Origin of the sequence: uncultured Oscillibacter sp. (assembly GCF_910587525.1) — a bacterium.
GTDB lineage: Bacteria > Bacillota > Clostridia > Oscillospirales > Oscillospiraceae > Oscillibacter.
In genome coordinates this window covers 1-3,218 of record NZ_CAJULS010000194.1, presented here as the reverse complement: position 1 = coordinate 3,218, position 3,218 = coordinate 1, and the positions used below count along the sequence as shown (strand labels likewise).

5 protein-coding genes are annotated in these 3,218 nt (G+C 58.3%); 3 read left to right on the top strand and 2 right to left on the bottom strand.

Annotated elements, in window-relative coordinates; all coding sequences use genetic code 11:
• Positions 1 to 196: 3D domain-containing protein (locus QZ326_RS12260; protein WP_295745660.1), on the top strand; the 196-nt coding region annotated here is incomplete at its 5' end.
• A 52-nt stretch (positions 197 to 248) separates the two neighbouring features.
• Here QZ326_RS12260 and QZ326_RS12255 read toward each other — a convergent pair.
• Together QZ326_RS12255 and QZ326_RS12250 are read right to left on the bottom strand one after the other, a co-directional pair.
• Positions 249 to 935: a YjjG family noncanonical pyrimidine nucleotidase gene (locus tag QZ326_RS12255; protein WP_295745657.1), complete on the bottom strand. Its 687-nt coding sequence runs from the start codon at positions 933 to 935 to the stop codon at positions 249 to 251.
• A complete protein-coding gene (locus QZ326_RS12250; protein ID WP_295745654.1) occupies positions 929 to 1,366 on the bottom strand; it encodes a GNAT family N-acetyltransferase in 438 nt (145 codons plus the stop codon). Before QZ326_RS12250 ends, QZ326_RS12255 begins: the two co-directional genes overlap by 7 nt.
• 194 nt (positions 1,367 to 1,560) lie before the next feature.
• On the opposite strand from QZ326_RS12250, the gene QZ326_RS12245 reads away from it, so the two are divergent.
• Both QZ326_RS12245 and rsmA read left to right on the top strand, forming a co-directional pair.
• Complete coding sequence (locus tag QZ326_RS12245; RefSeq protein WP_295745651.1) at positions 1,561 to 1,920, top strand: hypothetical protein; 360 nt, start codon at positions 1,561 to 1,563, stop codon at positions 1,918 to 1,920.
• Positions 1,921 to 2,078: 158 nt separating this feature from the next.
• On the top strand, positions 2,079 to 2,942 hold the full coding sequence (gene rsmA / locus QZ326_RS12240) for a 16S rRNA (adenine(1518)-N(6)/adenine(1519)-N(6))-dimethyltransferase RsmA (RefSeq protein WP_295745648.1): 864 nt from the start codon (positions 2,079 to 2,081) through the stop codon (positions 2,940 to 2,942).
• Positions 2,943 to 3,218: the final 276 nt, after the last annotated feature.

Genomic DNA, 3,218 nt, shown 5'->3' with positions numbered 1-3,218 from the left:
CACTGTGGCTGTGGACAAAAAAGTGATCCCTCTGGGGACCCGGATGTATATCGTCACCAACGACGGCATCGTCTACGGCACCGCTGTGGCGGAGGACACGGGCGTGCGGGGCAACAAAGTGGATCTGTACTTCAACACCTATCAGGAGTGCATCAACTTCGGCCGCCGCAGCTGCAAGGTCTATATCTTGCAATAACGTACAGATTTCGCCCCGGCACGTCACCGACGCGCCGGGGCGTTTTTCCCTGTCAAAGCGTCTCCAGCAGGGGTGGCAGCTGCTCCAACGCGGATATCTCATAGTCCGGGACAATGTCCGTCCGGACGGGCTTTCCATGGGGGTTGAACCAGCAGGTCCGAAGCCCCGCGTCTCTGCCGCCCCGGATGTCGGAGGTCAGGCTGTCCCCCACCATGACGGCGCTCTCTCTGGAAAAGCCGGGGACCGCGGCGAAGCACCGCTCAAAAAAGACCGGACTGGGCTTGTCCGCCCCCAGCTCCCGGGAGATGAAAATCCCCCGGAAATACCGCTTGATCCCGGCGCCCTCCAGCCGCTTATACTGCACCTCGGCGGTGCCGTTGGAGGCCAGATACAGGTCATACCGGGGCGCCAGCATCTCCAGCAGGGCCTCCGCCCCTGGGATAAACCAGTGGCCCTCCGCCAGATACCCCTCGTACCGCTCACAGATCTCCCCGGCGGGCCGGACCACCCCCAGCTCTCCGAACAGGATGTCGAACCGGCCCAGCAGCACCTGCTCCCGGGTCAGCACCCCCTCCTCCAGCAGCTCCCACTGGGCGGCGTTGATGGCATGGTAGCGGGCCAGGACGGCGTCATCTGCCGGCACGTCCGCCTCCGCTAGCGCCCGCCGCAAGGCGGCGGCCTCCGCCCGGGCAAAGTCCAAAATGGTGTCGTCCAGATCCAGAAAGACTGTTCTCAGCATGTTCCGCTCTCCTCCCAAACCATCCGGCACTCCGCCTCCCCGGTGTTCTCATCCACGCCCTCGCCCTGCACCCGGAAGCCCTCCCGGCGGTAAAAGGCGGCGGCCTGGTTATTTTTCCGGTACACATTCAGCGTCAGCCGGTCATGGGCAGCCTTGGCCCGGTCCAGCAGCGCCCTTCCAATGCCCTGGGACTGGGCCGGCGGCCAGACGAATATCCCCTCAATGTGCTCTCCGCTCAGACCGATGAATCCCTGGACCTTGCTGTCCCCGTCCTGCCAGACATAGAGCTCCGCCTGGGGAAGCAGGGTTCTCACCGTCTCCAGCTGTCCCTCCCAGTACTGCCTGGGGATGAAATTGTGGGCCTGGACATTGGCCTTCAGCCAGATCTCCGCAGCCCGCTCCAGGTCTCCCGTTTGAAATGCCCGCATCATCTTACCGCCTCCGTTCCGCATCTTCATGTTCAGTATACCAGTCCCTGGGATTTCGGTCAACCGGACTTTGCGGCAGTCCTGGTTTTAAAGATGTGACTGCCTGAAAATTCCGCAATTTGACAAAGACAGATTGAATCAAATTCGATCCTGTGATAGAATTGAAGCCATAAAGCGAACAGTGCAGGAGGATGGAGATGACGAATGAGCAAAGGGCTGAACAGATTCTAACGACGTACGGTTTTGACTTTGATAAAATTCCCAAAGACGAAATCATTGATTTACTGCATAAAGAAATTGAACATTATCAGCCCGGAAGTTCTGAATATATCAGATTATTATGCGGTTATCTGTATTGTATAGGGAACATTTCCGATATTCGTCTGCTTGAAGAAGCAAAGTACAATGTCAACATGGATGTTGGCTGTATGGTCGATATTGAATGGATCGATAGTTTGAAAAACGGTGGAGTTGAGGGACCATACGTCCGTTCCCGTCAGGAAATCATCCAATCTTTTGTATCATATTACGAGGATTTCTATTGTGACGATGAATGATATCTTTCTGATTTACCGGGCATTCCCTGTAAAGATTCCCGGCCAAGTCCACCCCCAAAACGGCCCCGTGCGTCTCCAATCTGAAAAGAAACCTGCATTGGATCTTTTCTCTGATCTGCTAAAAGGACCATCAACTTCTCCGAAAGGCGGCGCTTTTTATGAACCTCTGTGACCGTGACACCATCCGCGCCCTGCTGGACCGGCACGGCTTCCGCTTCTCCAAGTCCATGGGGCAGAACTTCCTCATCGATCCCCAGGTTCCGGCAGACATTGCCGCGGCCTCCGGCGCGGATGAGACCTGCGGCGTGCTGGAGATCGGGCCCGGCATCGGCCCCCTGACGGCGGAGCTGGCCCGGCGGGCCGGAAAGGTGGTCTCCGTTGAGCTGGACAAGACCCTCCTGCCGGTGCTGGCGGAGACCATGGCTCCCTTCTCCAACGTAGAGATCCTCCAGGGGGACGCCCTGCGGCTGGACCTGGCCGCCCTGGCGGCGGAGAAATTCCAGGGTCTGACGCCCATTGTCTGCGCCAACCTGCCCTACAATATCACTTCCCCTGCGCTGCAAAAATTCGTGGAGACCCCCTGCTTCCAGTCTGTCACTGTGCTGATTCAAAAAGAGGTGGCCCAGCGGCTCTCTGCGCCTCAGGGCTCTTCGGAGGGCGGCGCCTTCTCCCTCTTTCTCCAGTACCGCATGGAGGTGGAAATGCTTTTCGAGGTGCCCCGGGACAAGTTCCTTCCCGCGCCGAAGGTGGACTCCGCTGTATTGCGGTGCGTCCGGCGGAACCGCCCCGCCGTGGAGATCTCCGACGAGGCATTTTTCTTCAAAGTCCTGCGGGGGGCCTTCCTGCTGCGGCGGAAAACCCTGGTCAACAGCCTTTCCGCCGCCCTTCCGGGATGGGACAAGCCGGCCGTTCAGTCCGCCATCGCAAGCTGCGGCCTGCCGCCGGATGTGCGTGGGGAGCGGCTGACCCTTCAGGACTTCGCCGCCCTGGCGGAGGCGCTCCGGGAAAAACCCGGTATTTAATCGTTTTCGCCCTTGCTTTTTCCAAAAGACTGCGGTATGATATAGCCAAATCAGCGCATTTTCCAGAATAGAAAAACAATTCAACAGGAGGAGTTTTTATGTCCACAAGAGCTTACTACCCCAGAACTGAGATCGGGCCCGGAAAGGTCGGTTTTTCCAAAACCCGCTCCATCATCGAAGCGCCGTTTTACGGCAACAATGTGGTAAAGATCAACTCCCTGCGGGAGGCCTATGACATGGCCAAGAACTCTCCCGGCACCGTGGTCACCGACATGC

Excerpts from the sequence above, each read along its gene's own strand:
- QZ326_RS12255 (WP_295745657.1), bottom strand. The coding sequence starts at position 935 with ATGCTGAGAACAGTCTTTCTGGATCTGGACGACACCATTTTGGACTTT.
- QZ326_RS12250 (WP_295745654.1), bottom strand. The coding sequence starts at position 1,366 with ATGATGCGGGCATTTCAAACGGGAGACCTGGAGCGGGCTGCGGAGATC.
- QZ326_RS12245 (WP_295745651.1), top strand. The coding sequence starts at position 1,561 with ATGACGAATGAGCAAAGGGCTGAACAGATTCTAACGACGTACGGTTTT.
- rsmA (WP_295745648.1), top strand. The coding sequence starts at position 2,079 with ATGAACCTCTGTGACCGTGACACCATCCGCGCCCTGCTGGACCGGCAC.